Raw genomic sequence first — 17,561 nt, 5'->3', positions numbered from 1 at the left:
GATTCAAGCCTGCGTTCGGCCATCGTGGTTGACGGGGCGATTCTCAGATCAAAAGCAGATCAAGATCAAAAGTAGAGCACGGCGGCCTGAAAGCCGACCTGAGTGGTTGAATCAAAAGCCAGATCAAGTGCGAAGCAAAAGCCTATCTACCTGATGCAACACGATCTAAATGTGGGAGCGGGCTTGCTCGCGAATGCGGTGTGTCAGTGACAGATGAATTGACTGACCCACCGCATTCGCGAGCAAGCCCGCTCCCACAGTTGACCGCATCCAACCTTGATGGTGAGGTCGGTATCATGCTGTTGCTGTTGCTCTGGCCCTTACATCCTTTTCGATGACGAAGTCAGCGGTCTTTTGATCTTCGCTTTTGATCGTGATCTTGATCTGAAATCTCCCCCCCAAATCACTGTCGGATTGCGGGCATGCCGAGCCATAGCGAGGCACCGAGTGTTGGGGCGAAGTCCAGCAGGCTTGGAAACGGGCCTGACCCAGCGACGAATTAATTTTCAAGCGGATGGCTTTTTTCTCCTCCGCAAAGGTCCACATCCTTCAGGAACCCTTGAACCCAGGAGAATGCCCCATGACCACCCCCAAAGCACTGTTGATTCTGCACGGCAAGCAAGCCCTCAATGAGGACGTGCGCGCTGCTGTGCAGGCCCGGCGTGAGCAGGGTTGGGAGCTGGCGGTGCGGGTGACGTGGGAGGGCGGCGATGCTCAGCGCCTGGTCAATGAAGCCTTGGCCGACGGCTATACCCATTTGATCGCAGGCGGTGGCGACGGCACCTTGCGCGATGTGGCCGAGGCCATGGCCCTGGCCAAGACCGACGCCAGCCTGGTGCTGATGCCGCTGGGCACCGCCAACGACTTTGCCCGCGCCGCCGGCGTGCCGCTGGAGCCTGCACGCGCGCTGGCGCTGCTGGATGTGCCGCCCAGGGCTATCGACCTCGGCCAGGCCGGTGGGCAGATGTTCCTCAATATGGCCACCGGCGGCTTTGGCAGCCAGGTCACGGCCAATACTTCGGAAGACCTGAAAAAGGTGCTGGGCGGCGCGGCGTATCTGTTCACCGGGCTGTCGCGTTTCAGCGAGTTGAAGGCGGCGTATGGCGAGCTGGAAGGGCCGGGCTTTCACTGGAAGGGCGACTTGCTTGCGCTGGGCATCGGCAACGGCCGCCAGGCGGGCGGTGGGCATGTGCTGTGCCCCGGCGCGCTGGCCGATGATGGCTTGCTCGATATCAGTATTCTGCCGGCGCCCCAGGAAGTGGTGGGCACGCTGATGACCCTGATGAGTGACGGCTGGGGCCTGGACAATATGTTTGTCCGCGCGCGCCTGCCCTGGGTCGAAATCAAGGTGGCCGAAGGGCTGTATATCAACCTCGATGGCGAGCCGTTGAAGGGCGATGACCTGCGTTTTTCCGCGCTGCCCAAGGCCCTGCGCGTGCACTTGCCGCTGGGCTCGCCGTTAGTCGTCCAGGCTGATGATCTGCTCGCGAACGGCGAATAACACCAGGCCCGCCACGTCGAATATTTGCAGGCGTTTCATGATCTGCGAGCGGTGCGCTTCCACCGTTTTGATACTCAAGCCCAGGCCCTGGGCGATTTCCCGCGTGGACTTGCCGCGCACGATCAGGCGCAGGATCTCCAACTGGCGCGCCGTGAGGTTGTGGCTGTCGGCGGCGGTCGAGATCGGCCCCTGGCTGCGGATCAGCGCCTGGTTGATCACCGTGTGGGCAATCGCCGGGCTCAGGTAGCGCTCGTTGTTACGCAAGGCCAGCAAGGCGTGTTCCAGCTCGTTGGCGGTGGTGTCCTTGAGCAGGTAGCCATGGGCGCCGCACTCCAGCGCGCGCATGATCAGCTCCGGGTCGGTGTGCATCGACAGGATCAGCACCTTGCTTTTGGGGTAGGCGGCCTTGAGTTGCTGCAGCGCGTCGAGGCCGCCGGTGTATTTCATCGACAGGTCGAGCAGTACGATATCCGGCTGCAGGGCGCTGAATGTCTCCAGCAATTGCGCGCCATCGCTGGCCTCGCCGATTACGCTGTAGCCTGGGATGTCCTGGATCAGCGCGCGTACGCCGGCCCGGATCAGTGCGTGGTCATCCACCAGGAGTAAGTTGCAAGTCACTCGAGAACCTTAGGGGAATTGGCCCGTTCGAGGGCGCGGGGCGCCCAGGGGAATAGCGCTTCGATGCGCGTGCCTTTGCCTGGCTGGCTGCTGACAGACAACGCACCACCCAGTTGGTCGATACGCTCGCTCATGCCGGCCATGCCCCGTTGGCCTTCCAGGCTGGGGTTGAGCGCCGGTGAAAAGCCCAGGCCGTCATCGCAGATCATCAGCGACAGGCCTTCGGGCAGGCGTTGCAGGCGTACCAGCAAGTTCTGCGCCTGGGCATGGCGCAACATATTGGTCACCGCTTCCTGGGTGATGCGAAAGGCTGCCACGGCCATTTCTTCCGGGATGCCGGTCAGGCGCTGCTGGCATTCCAGGCTCCAGTGCACGGTGGTGTTTTCCAGGGTTTTGAGCAGGTGCGCGCGCAGGCTTGCTTCCAGGCCCAGGCTCGCCAATTGGCGCGGGTTGAGGATGGCGGACACATCGCGCACTTTGGCCAGGGTTTCGTTCAAGGTATTGCATAACACCGTGCATTGGCTTTGCAGGTCGTCGGGCAGGCGGCGCTTGAGCCATTCGCTTTGCAGTTTGGCGGCGGTCAGCAGTTGGCCGATGTCGTCATGCAATTCGCGGCTTAAGCGGTGGCGTTCGTTTTCCTGGACTTGCAGCAGGCGGTCGGCGAGTTCCTGCGGCTGGAACTTGATCGATTTGCGCGAGCGCCACTGCTGCAGCCCCACCACCACCAGGGTGGCCAGGTTGAGCAGCAGTATCAGCAAGGGCAGCGGCGCGGCGCGGGTGTAGGCCCACAGGCTGACCAGCAGCGAGCAAAAGCACAGGGCGAGGACCAGGCGGCGGGCATTGCTGCGGGCATTGCTGTGGGACACGGACCTTGCGATGAGTGACTTCAGGCTGGCGTACATAGCGGATGGAGCCAATCAAGGTTCGCTGCGGGAAGACCGGTCATGGCGGCTGACAGGGCTCTGTGTGGAATGCGGTGCCGAAACGTTTTTTTATACATGATGAAGTTGAGTCACTTCGAGCGGGGCATAGTACCACCACTATTACCGTTGGTCGCCTGGCGCCTTAACCTGTCCGGTTTAATCTGCGCAAAACGCCGAGGAACCTGACTCTGTAGTTCAAAGAGTCAGCCGTTTACTCGAGGTAGTTATATTAATTGGATGTGTTTGTATCGATATTGCGTTGATGGCTAATTGATATATATCGCCCGCGCATCATTATCGACCGTTTAATGTACGGTCGTTTTTAGATAACTCGACGATCAAATACGACCTGTCAGCACTCAGGACGCGTGATGTAGGCGTTGTTGTGGTTTATGCGTGAAGTCTTTTTGCGGGATCTGCAAGGTGACGGTCGCGATCAGTGTGGTTTGTTCGCTGTCGTCCAGCGTCAGCTCGCCGGTGCGGATGTCGATCAGCTCCAATTGCCAGGCCAGCAGCGTCAGGCAGTCATGCAGGGCATTCAGCGCCTGGTCATGCAGCTCCATGGGGCTCGCGGCGTTGGCGATCAGGTATTGGATATGCCGGGAAAACTCGCTGATCGCCTGCAGGGCTAGGCCTTCGGCCTTTTCTGCCAGCTTGGCCAGGCTGGTTTTCATGCAGTCGATGGCATCGCTGTCGTTGCGAATCAGATGTAAGTGGTGCAAGCACTCTTCTGATTTGGCCAAGAGCTTTTCGGCTTCCAGCAGAAACTCTGGAAGTGCAGTTTGCCATTCGTTTGCGCTATTCATCATACAAGTCTCCGCAACATAAGGTCGGGTGATGAGATGCCGCACCGGGTGAATGGCGTAAAACTACCGCTGAAATATGACTGAGATCTGTAGCCTGCTTCTGAAATTTCAGTAGGACCGTTACTTGAATGAACAGAGTGGCCGTGGAGGGCCCTGGTCATTCGGGTCATTTGCACAACTTTGGTTGCCGCCACGTATAAGTCTGGAAGACCCGTGGGCCGAGGGCTTGGGATGGCAAACAAAAGCGTGACTCCATTCATGCAATGAGAATGGCGTCACATTAATGGCTATTAGATATCGCGAATATCAGGTCGGGCCTGATTGTGCATAGGGGAATCCCTTACGCAGCGGAACCCTACGTCGATTTGAATGTCGCGCAAGGTCGCTGTACTGCCGCTTGGAGGGCGGATTGCAGTAAACCATGATGTCAGTGTGACATCAATGAATTTACATGGCATTTTACTGGGGTCAAGGTCTGGCGCTTGCCGCCGATAACCAGCCTTAAGTGAGCTGCACAATCCCACATCAGGAGCTTTTAATGGCCGGCATTCTCGACACGGTAGATCAACGCACGCAACTGGTGGGTGAGAATCGCCTGGAGATCCTCATGTTTCGCCTGGCCGGGCGCCAACTGTTTGCGATCAACGTGTTCAAGGTTCAGGAAGTCCTGCAACTGCCAAAGTTGACCTTGATGCCGCAGCGTCACCCGTTTGTGTGCGGCGTGGTCAACCTGCGTGGCCAGACCCTGCCGGTCATTGACCTGTCCCAGGCCATCGGCATGCGCCCGCTGGTGCCGGGGCCGAACAGCACGATTATCGTCACCGAGTACAACCGTTCGGTGCAGGCCTTCCTGGTGGGCGGTGTGGACCGCATCGTCAACATGAACTGGGAAGCCATCCTGCCGCCGCCGGCCAGCGCCGGGCGCCAGCATTACCTCACGGCCATCAGCAAGGTTGATGACCAGTTGGTGGAAATCATCGACGTGGAAAAAGTCCTCGCCGAAATCGTGCCGTACAACGCCAAAGTTTCGCGTGAAAAACTCGAAGACCCGGTGCTGGAACGTGCCCGTGGCCGCGAAGTGTTGCTGGTGGACGACTCCAACGTGGCCCTCTCGCAACTGCGCGACACCCTGGGGCAACTCGGCGTGAAGATGCACATTGCCAGCGACGGCCTCAAGGCGCTGAACATGCTCAAGGCCTGGGCCGACAGCGGCCAGGTCATGACCGACAAGTTGCTGATGATCTTCACCGACGCCGAAATGCCTGAAATGGACGGCTACCGCCTGACCACCGAAATTCGCAACGACCCGCGCCTGCGTGGGCTTTACGTGGTGCTGCACACCTCGCTGTCGGGCAGCTTCAACGACTCGATGGTCAAGAAGGTCGGCTGCGACAACTTCCTGTCCAAATTCCAGCCCGACAAGCTGGTGGATGTGGTGCGCCAGCGCTTGATGTTGGACGAAGTGCCCGCCTGAGCAGGCAGACTGCTGTGGCAGCCAGTCTTGTTATGACAAGCAGGCTTGTTGTGGCAGGCAGGCTTGTTATGGCAAGCAGGCCTGTTGTGGCAGGCAGGCTTGTTGTGGCGAGCAGGCTTGCCCTGCGTTGGGCTGCGAAGCAGCCCCAATAAACACACCGCGTAACTTCAGGCAAAACCGAAGCGCCTGGTTTCAGGGCCGCTTCGCGCCCCAACGCAGGGCAAGCCTGCTCGCCACAGTAAGCTTACCGGTCACAAGAGCTTCAGCGACCTTTGATTCTGGAAGTCCCGTCCTATAGGGTGGCGCTTTGTCCCCCTCAGGAATGCAGGCCCATGCTTCGTCTCAGCGCGTTGTACCGTTACCCCTTGAAGTCCGGCAAGGCCGAAGCCTTGCAGCACATCGGCCTGGATAAACTCGGGCTGGACGGGGATCGACGCTGGATGCTGGTGGACGAAGCCAGTGGCCGATTCCTGACCCAGCGGGCGGTGGCGAAGATGAGCCAATTGTCGGCGTTGTGGAACAGCGCCGGTGGCCTGACCCTGAATTCACCCGGCTTTGCCACCCTTGACGTGGCGCTGCCGGGCAGCGATGCCGAGTTGCGCGGCGTGACAATATGGCGCGACACCCTGCGCGTGCCGGATGCCGGCGATGCGGCGGCGGCCTGGGTCAGTGACTTTATCGGCAAGCCCACACGGCTGGTGCAGGTGCCACTGACCCGTGCACGTACCACTGAAGCCGGTTATGGCAAGGACGACGACCAGGTCGGTTTTGCCGATGGTTTCCCCTTGCTGCTGATCGGCCAGGCTTCCCTGAATGATTTATCCCAGCGCATCGGCCGCCCGATGGAAATGTTGCGTTTCCGTCCCAATCTGGTGATTGAAGGCAGCGAGGCCTTCGCCGAAGATGGCTGGAAACGCCTGCGTATCGGCGAAGTGGAGTTTCGCGTGGTCAAGTCGTGCTCGCGCTGCATCCTCACCACCATCGACCCGGCCAGCGGCGAGCGCAGCGCCGACCGTGAACCGCTGGCAACGCTCAAGACCTATCGCGAGCGGGACGGTGATGTGATGTTCGGCCAGAACCTGGTCAACGACGGCATCGGCGAATTAGCCGTCGGCATGCCCGTGACGATCCTGGAATAAAAAAATGCCCGTCTCCTGCGAGACGGGCATTTTTTTTGCGCTGTAACCCTTAGCCGCGGTATTCGCACAGGTACGCGGTGTCTACGGCAACCTTCAATTGGAACTTGCTGTTGGCCGGCACATTGAACTGGCTGCCAGCGGCAAAGGTTTCCCAGGTGTTGGCGTCCGGCAGCTTGACGGACAGGGCGCCCGAGACCACGTGCATGATCTCGCGCTGGGCGGTGCCGAATTCGTATTCACCCGGGGCCATCACGCCGATGGTCGCAGGGCCCTCAGCGGTGCCGAAAGCGATCGACTTGACGGTGCCGTCGAAGTACTCGTTGACTTTGAACATGGGTGAATCCTCGGAAAAGGGTCTGGAAAGGTCGGCCAGTATGCCCAAGGCCAGGGGAGCTGCCTAGACCGGCAAAATCAACGGTAGCAGGCGTGCGGTGTTGCGCGCGTCTTCCAGTGCCCGATGTTGCTGACCGTGGAACTGCATCCCCGCCAATTGCAGCGCACCGTTGAGCCCCAAGGGCTTGTCCAGGCGCCGGGCCTTGGCGAAGCGCTGCTTGAGGTTCACATGCGCGGTCTGGGCGAGCGCGCTGGTCAGGCCATGGCGTTGCCATTCGAGTTCGAGCTGCGCGCGATCGTAGTCGCCCCAGCTGGCCCAGCCTTCCAGGCGCGCTTGATGCTGGCCCAGCCAACGCTCGAACAACGGCCACACCTCGGTAATCGGCGCCGCTGCGTCGATATTGGCCTGGGTGATATGCGTAAGTTGGCGACAGAACGGCGTCAGCAAGGGGCGGCGCAGCGGCCGCACGAAGCGCTGGAAGTGATCCAGCTCGCGGCCCTGGCGGTTCACCAGGCTGGCGCCGATTTCGATGACTTCCATCTCCGTCACGGGCCAGCCGCCTTCATCCGTTGTGGCTTCAAGGTCAATAATCAGCCAATGGGGCATCGTGCAGGTTCCCGTACTCGTCCTTTCCTGATGGGGATAGAGCGTAGCTGGGCCGTGTAGTTCCGCCTAGGGGGTTATTCGATCTCCAGCAAAACCTGGCGATTGCGCACTTGATCACCTGCGACGACCTGCACACCCTTGATCACACCGTCGATGCCGGCCGTCAGCGGATGCTCCATTTTCATGGCTTCGAGCACCAGCAGCAGTTGGCCTTTGCTGACGCTTTCGCCTGCGCTCACGCGGATATCGACAATCGCGCCATCCATCGGCGCCTTGACGATGCCGGTGCTGGCATCGGCCTGGCGGCTGGCGACGTGTTGGGTGCGGTTGACGATCTTCACGCCCGGCAGCCAGAGTTGAGTGTCGTCCAGATGGTAGGGCAGGCGCCGGCGAATGCCGTCGATCACCAGCGTGGCCCAGCGGCCATCGGTGCTCAGGTCGCGGATCTCGATGCCGTTGGCGTGCAGGTGGTTGCCGTCCAGTACGCTGACGTCGAGGTCCCGTACCTGGTCGTTCACCGCCAGGCGATACCGCCAGGGTGCATTGTTGCGCCACCCCGACAAACCTTGGCGGTGGGCGCTGGCGCTGTGTTGGTAAAACAGCGCGGCGGCCAGGGCAAGCTGCTCATCGGTCGCGGTTTGGCGCGGGATGTCATGGAAGCGCTCGGCGATAAACCCGGTGCTGAACTCACCCGCGATAAAGTCCGCGTGCCTGAGCAGGTCGACCAGCAAACCCTGGTTAGTGGTGACGCCCAGCAACACCGTGTCTTGCACTGCGCGCAGCAATTTGCGCCGGGCCTCTTCGCGGGTGGCGCCGTGGGCGATGATTTTGCCGAGCATGGCGTCATAGAACGGGCTGATACGTTGGCCTTCCAGCACGCCGTGGTCAATGCGCACCCCGCCAGCCGGTTCCCAGCGCAGCACGTCGCCGGTTTGCGGCAAAAAGCCCTGGGCCGGGTCTTCGGCGTACAGGCGCACTTCCATGGCGTGGCCGGTCAGGGTCACGTCGGACTGTTGCAAGGGCAGCGGTTCGCCAGCGGCGATGTTCAGTTGCAACTCAACCAAGTCCAAACCCGTGATCAGTTCGGTGACCGGGTGCTCGACTTGCAGGCGGGTGTTCATTTCCAGAAAGTAGAAGTGGCCGTTGCGGTCGAGCAGGAACTCCACCGTGCCGGCGCCGACGTAATTGACCGCACGCCCAGCCTTCAGCGCCGCTTCGCCCATGGCTTGGCGCAGCGCAGGTGTCATCACCGGGCAGGGCGCTTCTTCGATGACTTTTTGATGGCGACGCTGGATCGAGCAGTCGCGCTCACCCAGGTAGATAAGGTGGCCGTGGCTGTCGCCGAACAGTTGGATTTCAACGTGGCGCGGGTTCATCAGGGCTTGCTCGAGAATCAGTTCGTCACTGCCAAACGCGTTGAGGGCTTCGGAGCGTGCGGTGCGCAGCTGGTCGAGCAGCTGGCTGCTGTCGTGGACCAGGCGCATGCCACGCCCGCCACCGCCGGCACTGGCTTTGATCATCAGCGGGTAGCCGATGCGCTCAGCCTCTTGCTGCAAGGTCGCGTTATCCTGGGCATTGCCTTGGTAACCGGCGATGCACGGCACACCCGCATCGAGCATGGCGAGTTTGGACAGGCGTTTGCTGCCCATCAGCTCGATGGCGGCAACGCTGGGGCCGATGAAGGTGAGGCCGGCGTCCAGGCAGGCTTGGGCGAAGGCGGCGTTTTCTGAGAGAAAACCGTAGCCGGGATGGATCGCATCGGCGCCGGTGCGTCTGGCGGCATCGAGGATGGCCGCGATGTTGAGGTACGACTGCTGCACTGGCGCGGGGCCGATGTGCACTGCTTCGTCGGCCATGTGCACGTGCAGGGCCTGGGCGTCGGCGTCGCTGTAGACGGCGACGGTGCGGTAGCCCAGGGCCTGGGCGGTGCGTTGGATGCGGCAGGCGATTTCGCCGCGGTTGGCGATCAGGATCTTGGTGAATGCAGGCATGGGTTTATCCCTTGGCACAGGTGGGTGACAGTTGGGGCCTCATCGCAGGCAAGCCAGCTCCCACAGTTTGAAATGCATTCTCCCTGTGGGAGCTGGCTTGCCTGCGATGGCGTCATCGAGCCCACCCAGGCTTACGCTTCTGCACAAACGCCTGCGTCCCCTCAATCCCTTCCTCACTGCTCACAGCCTCGGCAAACCACTGCGCGGCCTGATCCAACAGCGGGCCGACCGGCTGTTCCACACTGGCGAGCAACAGCGCTTTAGTCCGCGCATTCGCCCCCGGCGCACAGCGCAACACCTGCCCCAGCACCTCGTCCAAACGCTCCGCCAATGCTTGCGGATCGCGCTCGACGTAATGCACCACGCCCAATCGCTGCGCCTCAACCCCATCAAACCGCGCCGCCGTCAGCGCCAGTCGCCGCGCCTGAGTCAACCCAATACGCTTGACCACAAACGGCGCAATCTGCGCCGGCAACAAGCCCAGGCTGGTCTCCGGCAGGCCGAACTGCGCCTGGTGGTCGGCAATCGCGATATCACTCACGCACGCCAGCCCAAAGCCACCGCCCAGCACGGCGCCTTGCAGCACCACGATCACCACTTGCGGTACGGCTTCGACGGCTTGCAGCAAGGTGCCGAAGGCGCGGTTCAGCGCCTGCAACTGCCCGCCCGCCATGACCATGTCTTTCACATCCGCGCCGGCACAAAAGTGCCCACCGGCGCCGCTGATCACCACGGCGCGCACCTGGCTGTCCAGTTGTGCCAGTACCGCCTGCAGTTCGTTGACCATCTCCAGGCTCATCGCATTACGGCTGGCCGGGCGGTTAAGGGTGATGTGCAGCACGCCGTTGTGCGGTTCGAGCAGCAGGGTGTTCATGATTTTTTCCCGGGCAACGTGCCCATCAATTTGCAGATGATGCCCAGCATGATTTCGTCGGCGCCGCCGCCGATCGACACCAGCCGCACATCACGGTAGGCGCGGGCCACCGGGTTGTCCCACATAAAGCCCATGCCGCCCCAGTATTGCAGGCAGCTGTCGCTGACCTCACGGCCCAGGCGCCCGGCCTTGAGTTTGGCCATGGAGGCCAGGCGGGTCACATCCTGGCCTTTGATGTATTGCTCGGTGGCCTGGTAGACCAGCGCGCGCAGGCATTCGATTTCGGTGGCCAGTTCGGCCAGGCGAAAGTGGATGACCTGGTTGTCGATCAGCGCCTTGCCGAAGGTCTGGCGCTCTTTGCAGTATTCGATGGTGCTGTCGATGCAGTACTCCAGGCCCTTGATCATATTGGCCGCGCCGAACAGGCGTTCTTCCTGGAACTGCAGCATTTGCATCATGAACCCCGCGCCTTCGTGGCCGATGCGGTTGCGTTGCGGCACGCGCACAGCGTCGAAAAACACTTGGGCGGTCTCGGAGCTGTGCATGCCGAGCTTTTCCAGGGGCGGGCTGACGCTGATGCCTGGGGTGTTCATCGGCACCATGATCAACGATTTGTTGATATGCGGCTTGTCGTCGGAGGTGTTGGCCAGCAGGCAGATAAAGTCGGCGCTGGGCGAGTTGGTGATCCACATTTTGCTGCCGTTGATCACGTAGTCGCCGCCGTCCTTGCGCGCGTGGGTTTTAAGCCCGGCCACGTCGGAACCGGCGCCGGTTTCCGAGACGCCGATGCAACCCACTTGCTCGCCGCTGATGGCCGGGCGCAGGAATTCGTCGCGCAGCTCGTCGGAGCCGAAGCGGGCGAGGGCGGGCGTACACATGTCGGTTTGCACGCCGATGGACATGGGGATGCCGCCGCAACGGATGGTGCCGAACTCTTCGGCGGCGACGATGGAGTAGCTGTAGTCCAGGCCCATGCCGCCGAATTGTTCCGGCTTGGAAATGCCCAGCAGGCCGAGGTCGCCGGCTTTGCGGAAGATCTCGTGAATGGGGAAGCGCCCGGTTTTTTCCCATTCGTCCACGTGCGGGTTGATCTCGCGGTCGACGAAGGCACGCACGGTGCGGCGCAGTTCCTGGTGTTCCTGGGTGAAGATCATTGTTGTTGTTCTCCTTGTTGGGACGCGGAGCGTCCTTGGCTGCGTTACCACGCGGAGCGTGGGAACGATCAGCGCGCTACACCAAAGCTGTTCGGCTGCAACTGCCGCACCTCGGCCTCGTGGCAGATATCCAGCAAGAACCCCAATAGCGTGCGGGTATCGCGTGGATCAATCAGCCCGTCGTCCCATAGATTGGCGCTGCCATACAGCGCGGTGGACTGGCTGTCGAGTTTCTGCGCGGTGACCTGTTCGAGCATGTCCAGCATCTTGGGGTCGGGCACCAAACCGTCTTTCAATTGCTTGGCCTCAGTCACGATGCGCAGCACCTTGCCCGCCTGCGCGCCGCCCATCACCGCCGTGCGGCTGTTGGGCCAGGCGAAGATAAAACGCGGGTCCAGGCCCCGGCCGCACATCGCATAGTTGCCCGCGCCATAAGAGCCGCCGACCACTACCGTGAGTTTAGGCACCCGTGCATTGGCCACCGCCTGAATCATCTTCGCGCCGTGCTTGATCACGCCTTGTTGCTCCGACTCGGTGCCGACCATAAAACCGGTGGTGTTGTGCAGGAACAGCAGTGGTGTGCGGCTCTGGTCGCACAGTTGGATAAATTGCGCCGCCTTGCTCGCGCCCTTGGGGGTGATGGGGCCGTTGTTGCCGATCACCCCGACGGCGCGGCCCTGGATGTGCAAGTGGCCGCAGACGGTGTGGGCATCGAACTCGCCTTTGAATTCGAGGAAGTGCGAGCCGTCGGCCAGGCGTGCAAGGATTTCGCGCACGTCGTAGGGCTTTTTCGGGTCATCGGGGATCAATCCCAGCAACTCGTCAATCGGATACAGCGGCTCCTTGTAAGCCCGTTGTGGAGCGGGTGGCAGGCGATCATCCCAAGGCAGCAGGCTGACGATTTCGCGCACGATGCGCACGCCATCGGCATCGTTTTGCGCAAGGTATTCGGCGGTGCCGGCGGTTTGCGCGTGCATCTCGGCGCCGCCCAATTCTTCATCAGTCGCGACTTCGCCGGTGGCAGCCTTGAGCAGCGGCGGCCCGGCCAAAAACAGCTTGGCCTTGCCGCGCACCACCACCACGTAATCCGACAGCCCTGGCTGATACGCGCCGCCCGCTGTGGCCGAGCCGTGTACCACGGTGATCTGCGGCAAGCCCATGGCCGACATGCGCGCCTGGTTGGCGAAGCTGCGTGCGCCTTCGACGAAAATCTCCGCGGCGTAATTGAGGTTGGCACCGCCGCTTTCGGCCAGGGTCACCACCGGCAGTTTGTTTTCCATGGCGATCTGTTGCAGGCGCAGGGATTTTTTCAGCCCGCTGGGGGAAATCGTGCCGCCCTTGATCGCACTGTTATTGGCCACCACCAGCATGCGCACGCCGCTGACGTAGCCGATACCGGCGATCAAGCCGCCACCGGCCGCGCTGCCGTCTTTGTCATCGTGGAGTTTGTAGCCTGCCAGGCTGGCCAATTCCAGAAACGGCGCGCCGGGATCCAGCAGCAGGTTGAGGCGCTCGCGGGGCAACAGTTGGCCGCGTTTGTCGAACTTGGGTTTGGCTTGCTGCGCCTTGTTCAGCAGGGCCTGCTCCAACTGCTGCAATTGCTCGATGGCGGCCAGCATCACCGCGCGGTTCTGCGCGAACTGTGGGCTGTGGGCGTCGATCAGGCTTTCAATCACCGGCATGGTTTTATTGCTCCGTCTTCAGCACATCGGGCAAATATGCACGGTGGAAACCATTGAAGGCCTCGCTCGGCGGCTGCGCCTTATGCAGTGGCCAGGCGCGGCTGCCCAGGCTGGCGGCGCCGTCGATGCGCAGGGTACTGCCGCTGATAAAGGCGGCGGCGGGGCTGAGCAGGAACACGATGGCTGCGCTGACTTCCGATTCGGTGCCGATGCGTTTGAGCGGCACGTGTTCACGCAGGGTGGGGATCACCGCCTTGAACGCGCCTTCGTAGGTGTCCATGCCGCTGGAGGCGATCCAGCCCGGCGCCACGGCGTTGACGCGCACACCGGCGTAACCCCATTCGAAGGCGGCGGTCTTGGTGAAGTTGTCCATGCCTGAGCGTGCTGCACCCGAGTGGCCCATGCCGGGCATGCCGCCCCACATGTCGGCGAGCATATTGACGATGGCGCCGCCGTGTTTGCTCATCGACTGGTTGAACACTTCACGGGCCATCAGGAAACCGCCCACCAGGTTGGTACGCAGTACGGTTTCAAAGCCTTTTTGATTGATCGACGCCAGTGGCGACGGGTATTGGCCGCCGGCGTTGTTGACCAGCCCGTGGATCGGCCCGTGCTCGTGAATGATCTGCGTGACCAGTGCTTTCACGGCCTCTTCATCGCGAATATCACAGGCTTGCCAGTGCGCGATGCCGCCGTCTTCGGCGATTTCCGTCGCCACGGTTTGCAGTTTTTCCGGCTTGCGCCCCACCAGTATTACGCTGGCACCAAGGGCCGCCAGTTCATGGGCGGTGCAGCGGCCAATGCCACTGCCGCCGCCGGTCACAATCACGGTTTGCCCCTGGAACAGGTCGGTTTTGAAGATCGAGTCGAAGGCCACGGCGACGGTCCTTTAGGAGAGTTGATCGGCGATGTGTTGCGGCACGGCGATGGGGATTTCCAGCAACTGCTGGGCGAAGGCTTTGCCTTGCGGGTCGATGCGCAGGCTGGCGATGCCGCCGCCGCCCAAGGCGTTTTCCAGCAGGAAATTCAAGCTGTGGCTGCCGGGCAAGTACCAGCGCTCGACACGGCCGTGAAGTGGGTCGAGCACATGGCTCATCCAGTCGACGATCACCTCCGGCGTAAGTGCTTCGGCGATCCATGGCAGGTACTCGGGCCGGCGGGCAATCACCCCGATATTGCTGTGGTTGCCCTTGTCGCCAGAGCGCGCCACGGCCAGTTTCACCAGGGGCACACTGGCGTCCGCGCGGCCTTCGGGTTTGGGTGGATCAATCGGCGCGGGGGGTGTGCGCATCGGGGCTGATGAAGGCAACGCAACGGCGTGCCGCGCGCCTTGGAAGTCGACCTGCGGTGCGCAAGATGATTTGTCGATCAGGAATGAGAACAGCCGGACCAGCGGGTACACCGTCGGCCGCCCGCCGACAATGCCGGTCAAGCCGGGAGCCATGCCGGTCGCCGCCTGGGCGATCTCGCGGGCGAACAGCACCAAGGCCTGTTTGCTCGGGTGACGTACCGCCAACTTCACCACTACCTCGCGGCAATCCTGGCGCTGGGCGTGGGCGCCGTAGGTGGCTTCGCTGCCAAGCAGTTCGACATTGACCTCGGTGTAAGGCGCCCAACCGCGTTGGCTGAACAGTTCCGAGGTTTTGTTGATGATTGCCTGGCTGACCCGTTCCGCCTTGGCCACCGCGTCGATCCCGGCGATCAGGCAACTGGCAGTGCAGCGGAAACCGTCGGGGTAAGTGGCGCTGACCTTGTACTGGTCGGTGGGCGGCAAACCCTTGGCGCCGTGCAGGCGCACGCAGTTTGGCCCTTGCTGCTGCAGTTTGACCTGGCTGAAATCGCAGATCACATCGGGCAGTAAATACGCGCGCGGGTCGCTGATTTCATACAGCAACTGTTCGGCCACGCCGAGTTCGCTGATCAGCCCGCCCGTGCCGGCGACTTTATTCACCGTAAATTGGCCGTCGGCGCTGACCTCGACGATGGGAAAGCCGATGTGCTCGTAGTCCGGTACATCACGCCAATCGGTGAAGTTACCGCCGCTGCACTGCGCGCCGCATTCGATGATATGCCCGGCGAGCGCGGCTTGAGCGAGGCGGTCGTAGTCCTGCCACGACCAGTTGAATTCATGCACCAAGGCGGCGCTGACCACGGCGCTGTCGACCACGCGCCCGGTAATCACAATATCGGCGCCCAGCGCCAGTGCCTGGGCAATGCCGGGGGCGCCGAAGTAGGCGTTGGCCGAGACGCACACCGGCGGCAGGGGCGCGCCGTTGAACATATCGGTAATATTGTGCAGTTGCTTGAGTTGAGGTTGCAGGTCGTCGCCCAGCAGCACGGCGATTTTCAGCGGCACATTGGCCTTGTCGCAGGCCGCTTGCAGGGCGGCGGCGCAGGCGTGGGGGTGGATGCCACCGGCGTTGCTGATCACGCGGATGCCCTGGCGCTGGATATCGCCCAGCAACGGCGTGAGCACCTCGACAAAATCCGTGGCGTAACCGGCCTGGGGATCTTTCATCCGCGCACCGGCAAGGATCGACATCGTGACTTCCGCCAAGTAGTCGAACACCAGGTAATCCAGGGCGCCGCTGTGCACCAGTTGGGCGGCAGCCGTGCAGGTATCGCCCCAGAAGGCGCTAGCGCAGCCGATACGAACCGTCTTGCTCATGAGAAATCCTTCCTCGAATGGCTGGCGTCGAGACTACCAAGCAAGCGCTTGGTTTGTAAACTGTTGACACAAGTTTTGCCCAAGCGCTTGCTTGGCTGGCGGCCACGGCCTAAATTGCCGCCCAAGACGTCAGTAGAGATCAAGGAGAGCAGCATGGATGAGCACAAAGCCCTGCGGGTGATGCGCACCATGGTCGACGGCGGCCAGTTGACCGACCCCGACAGTGCCCGTGGCAAGTTGCTGCAAACCGCGGCTCACCTGTTTCGCAACAAGGGTTTCGAGCGCACCACCGTGCGTGACCTGGCCAGTGCCGTGGGCATTCAGTCCGGCAGTATCTTTCATCACTTCAAGAGCAAGGACGAGATCCTGCGTGCCGTGATGGAGGAAACCATCCACTACAACACCGCGATGATGCGCGCTTCACTTGAAGAGGCCAGCAACGTGCGCGAACGCGTGCTGGCGCTGATCCGCTGCGAGTTGCAGTCGATCATGGGCGGCAGCGGCGAGGCCATGGCGGTGCTGGTTTACGAATGGCGTTCACTGTCGGCCGAGGGCCAGGCCCAGGTGCTGGCGCTGCGCGATGTGTATGAGGACATCTGGCTGCAGGTGTTGGGCGAGGCCAAGGCGGCGGGCTACATCCGGGGTGATGTGTTTATTACCCGGCGTTTCCTGACCGGCGCTTTGTCCTGGACCACCACCTGGTTTCGTGCCCAAGGCAGCCTGACCCTCGAGCAGCTCGCCGAAGAAGCGCTGCTGATGGTGCTTAAAGCCGATTGAGGCGCAAGCTATTAATTTGCCGATGGAAAGTTGTCTCACCTGACAAAAACGCCTAGCTTATTGCCATCAGAGTGTTAAACGGTGTGTGCCTCAATGTTTTCGCCATGGCGGCTGGCTGCAGGACTGACTATATGGGCACTGGGCACCGCGTGGTGGCTGCCGGCGTCGGCCGCGCAATTGGTCAGGATCGGCGCCGCGCACTTTCCGCCCTACACCGTTCGGCCCGAGCAGGGCGCTGACACCGGTTTATTGCCGCAACTGGTGGAAGCCCTGAATGCTTCACAAGGCGACTACGTGTTTGTGCTGGTGCCTACCTCGATTCCGCGGCGTTTTCGCGATTTTGAGCAAGGCCGCGTCGACATGGCGATCTTCGAAAACCCCGACTGGGGTTGGCAGAATATTCCCCACACCAGTGTCGACATGGGCCTGGAAGATGCAGAAATATTCGTCGCCCAGCGTAAGCCCGGCCGTGACCAAAGCTATTTCACCGACCTCTCCGGTAAGCGTCTGGCGGTGTTCAGCGGTTATCACTACGCCTTTGCCGGCTTCAACCCCGACCCCAAGAACATGGCCGAACACTTCAACGCCACGTTGACCTATTCCCATGACAGCAACCTGCTGATGGTGGCGCGCGGGCGTGCCGATATTGCGCTGGTCACGCGTTCGTTTTTGAGCGATTTCATGGTGCGTAATGCGGACATGGCCGGGCTATTCCTGGTCTCGGAGCGGATTGACCAGGTGTATCACCACTATGCGCTGGTGCGGCCCAAAGCGCCGATCACAGGGCCTGCGTTCGCTGAGCTGCTCAAGCACTTGCGTGAGAACGGGGAGATGTTGAAGATCTTCGAGCCGTATCGCATAGATGTGATGCCGGTGCCCTAGCTTCTTGCACAGATCCAAATGTGGGCGCTGACTTGCCTGCGGTAGCGGTTTGTCAGTGTGCATATCCGTTGCTGCGGTAACGGCTGCTTAGGGTTCCGCCCTGACGGCGGGTCACTTTTTGAAGGACCAAAA

Annotated in this window: 17 protein-coding genes; 5 read left to right on the top strand and 12 right to left on the bottom strand. The window is 61.6% G+C overall.

Annotation, left to right across the window (positions count from 1 at the left end; translation table 11 throughout):
- Positions 1 to 294 precede the first annotated feature (294 nt).
- The gene (locus K0H48_RS10095) at positions 295 to 546 is read right to left on the bottom strand and encodes a hypothetical protein (protein ID WP_219267365.1); all 252 of its coding nucleotides are present in this window, start codon (positions 544 to 546) and stop codon (positions 295 to 297) included.
- 34 nt (positions 547 to 580) lie between these two features.
- Between K0H48_RS10095 and yegS the strand changes: the two genes are divergently transcribed.
- On the top strand, positions 581 to 1,501 hold the full coding sequence (gene yegS / locus K0H48_RS10090) for a lipid kinase YegS (protein ID WP_200434035.1): 921 nt from the start codon (positions 581 to 583) through the stop codon (positions 1,499 to 1,501).
- Here yegS and K0H48_RS10085 read toward each other — a convergent pair.
- The 3 genes from K0H48_RS10085 to K0H48_RS10075 form a co-directional block, all read right to left on the bottom strand.
- A complete protein-coding gene (locus K0H48_RS10085; protein ID WP_219267364.1) occupies positions 1,460 to 2,119 on the bottom strand; it encodes a response regulator transcription factor in 660 nt (219 codons plus the stop codon). The two genes, yegS and K0H48_RS10085, sit on opposite strands and share 42 nt — an antisense overlap.
- The gene (locus tag K0H48_RS10080; RefSeq protein WP_219267366.1) at positions 2,116 to 3,021 is read right to left on the bottom strand and encodes a sensor histidine kinase; all 906 of its coding nucleotides are present in this window, start codon (positions 3,019 to 3,021) and stop codon (positions 2,116 to 2,118) included. The genes K0H48_RS10085 and K0H48_RS10080 overlap by 4 nt, the downstream gene beginning before the upstream one ends.
- Positions 3,022 to 3,401: 380 nt before the next feature.
- The gene (locus K0H48_RS10075; protein ID WP_219267363.1) at positions 3,402 to 3,851 is read right to left on the bottom strand and encodes a hypothetical protein; all 450 of its coding nucleotides are present in this window, start codon (positions 3,849 to 3,851) and stop codon (positions 3,402 to 3,404) included.
- 535 nt (positions 3,852 to 4,386) lie between these two features.
- Between K0H48_RS10075 and K0H48_RS10070 the strand changes: the two genes are divergently transcribed.
- Together K0H48_RS10070 and K0H48_RS10065 are read left to right on the top strand one after the other, a co-directional pair.
- Positions 4,387 to 5,322 carry a chemotaxis protein CheV gene (locus K0H48_RS10070; RefSeq protein WP_017134971.1) on the top strand — a complete coding sequence of 312 codons (936 nt, stop codon included), beginning with the start codon at positions 4,387 to 4,389 and terminating at the stop codon, positions 5,320 to 5,322.
- Between the two features lie 332 nt (positions 5,323 to 5,654).
- A complete protein-coding gene (locus K0H48_RS10065) occupies positions 5,655 to 6,461 on the top strand; it encodes an MOSC domain-containing protein (RefSeq protein WP_219267362.1) in 807 nt (268 codons plus the stop codon).
- 49 nt (positions 6,462 to 6,510) lie between these two features.
- Here the strand turns inward: K0H48_RS10065 and K0H48_RS10060 are convergent, their stop codons facing one another.
- The 8 genes from K0H48_RS10060 to K0H48_RS10025 all read right to left on the bottom strand — a co-directional run bounded on the left by K0H48_RS10060 (position 6,511) and on the right by K0H48_RS10025 (position 15,770).
- Positions 6,511 to 6,795, bottom strand: a complete 285-nt coding sequence (locus K0H48_RS10060) for a pyrimidine/purine nucleoside phosphorylase (protein ID WP_058420589.1) — start codon at positions 6,793 to 6,795, stop codon at positions 6,511 to 6,513.
- A gap of 63 nt (positions 6,796 to 6,858) precedes the next feature.
- On the bottom strand, positions 6,859 to 7,401 hold the full coding sequence (locus K0H48_RS10055) for an exonuclease domain-containing protein (RefSeq protein ID WP_017134973.1): 543 nt from the start codon (positions 7,399 to 7,401) through the stop codon (positions 6,859 to 6,861).
- A gap of 74 nt (positions 7,402 to 7,475) precedes the next feature.
- Positions 7,476 to 9,392: an acetyl/propionyl/methylcrotonyl-CoA carboxylase subunit alpha gene (locus K0H48_RS10050; protein ID WP_219267361.1), complete on the bottom strand. Its 1,917-nt coding sequence runs from the start codon at positions 9,390 to 9,392 to the stop codon at positions 7,476 to 7,478.
- Between the two features lie 112 nt (positions 9,393 to 9,504).
- Positions 9,505 to 10,266 (bottom strand): enoyl-CoA hydratase/isomerase family protein, encoded by a 762-nt coding sequence (locus K0H48_RS10045; protein ID WP_219267360.1) that lies wholly within the window; start codon positions 10,264 to 10,266, stop codon positions 9,505 to 9,507.
- Entirely contained in the window at positions 10,263 to 11,420 is a 1,158-nt protein-coding gene (gene atuD, locus K0H48_RS10040) for a citronellyl-CoA dehydrogenase (protein ID WP_219267359.1), read from the bottom strand. Before atuD ends, K0H48_RS10045 begins: the two co-directional genes overlap by 4 nt.
- A 68-nt stretch (positions 11,421 to 11,488) precedes the next feature.
- Positions 11,489 to 13,102: a geranyl-CoA carboxylase subunit beta gene (gene atuC / locus K0H48_RS10035; RefSeq protein ID WP_219267358.1), complete on the bottom strand. Its 1,614-nt coding sequence runs from the start codon at positions 13,100 to 13,102 to the stop codon at positions 11,489 to 11,491.
- 4 nt (positions 13,103 to 13,106) lie between these two features.
- Positions 13,107 to 13,979, bottom strand: a complete 873-nt coding sequence (locus tag K0H48_RS10030; RefSeq protein WP_219267357.1) for an SDR family oxidoreductase — start codon at positions 13,977 to 13,979, stop codon at positions 13,107 to 13,109.
- Positions 13,980 to 13,991: 12 nt separating this feature from the next.
- Entirely contained in the window at positions 13,992 to 15,770 is a 1,779-nt protein-coding gene (locus tag K0H48_RS10025) for an acyclic terpene utilization AtuA family protein (protein ID WP_219267356.1), read from the bottom strand.
- 153 nt (positions 15,771 to 15,923) lie between these two features.
- Between K0H48_RS10025 and K0H48_RS10020 the strand changes: the two genes are divergently transcribed.
- Both K0H48_RS10020 and K0H48_RS10015 read left to right on the top strand, forming a co-directional pair.
- Positions 15,924 to 16,547, top strand: a complete 624-nt coding sequence (locus tag K0H48_RS10020; protein WP_219267355.1) for a TetR/AcrR family transcriptional regulator — start codon at positions 15,924 to 15,926, stop codon at positions 16,545 to 16,547.
- A gap of 93 nt (positions 16,548 to 16,640) precedes the next feature.
- Positions 16,641 to 17,429 (top strand): ABC transporter substrate-binding protein, encoded by a 789-nt coding sequence (locus K0H48_RS10015; protein WP_219267354.1) that lies wholly within the window; start codon positions 16,641 to 16,643, stop codon positions 17,427 to 17,429.
- The last annotated feature ends 132 nt before the right edge of the window (positions 17,430 to 17,561 follow it).

The organism is Pseudomonas sp. Xaverov 259, assembly GCF_019352915.1.
Taxonomy (GTDB): domain Bacteria; phylum Pseudomonadota; class Gammaproteobacteria; order Pseudomonadales; family Pseudomonadaceae; genus Aquipseudomonas.
The sequence above is the reverse complement of the archived record's forward strand: the minus strand, read 5'-3'. Positions and strand labels throughout refer to the sequence as shown.